Here is a 383-nt window from a genome sequence, read left to right as displayed (position 1 = left end):
GACGCGACCCCCGACGCCTACCTCCCTCACCTGGCCAGCGCGCTCAACAACGTTTCCATCCGATTGGGCGAGGAAGGCCGACGGGCAGAGGGACTGGCCGCCGTCGAAGAATCCGTCGCCATTCGCCGCGCCCTGGCCGAGACGAACCCCGACGCCCACCTTCCCCAACTCGCCATGGCCCTCACCAACCTCTCCGTCCGATTGGGCGAGGAAGGCCGACGGGCAGAGGGACTGGCCGCCGCGGAGGAAGCCGTCGGCCACTACCGAGCCCTGGCCGAGACGAACCCCGACGCCTACCTCCCTCACCTGGCCAGCGCGCTCAACAACGTTTCCATCCGATTGGGCGAGGAAGGCCGACGGGCAGAGGGACTGGCCACCGCGGA

Annotated in this window: 1 protein-coding gene; it reads left to right on the top strand. The window is 69.5% G+C overall.

Annotation, left to right across the window (positions count from 1 at the left end; all coding sequences use genetic code 11):
• A partial coding sequence (locus tag ADK60_RS42340) for a tetratricopeptide repeat protein (RefSeq protein ID WP_159400584.1) occupies positions 1-383 on the top strand: 383 nt, incomplete at both ends.

The organism is Streptomyces sp. XY431 (assembly GCF_001279805.1).
Lineage (GTDB): Bacteria > Actinomycetota > Actinomycetes > Streptomycetales > Streptomycetaceae > Kitasatospora > Kitasatospora purpeofusca.
This window is presented reverse-complemented; position numbering and strand designations above follow the sequence as displayed.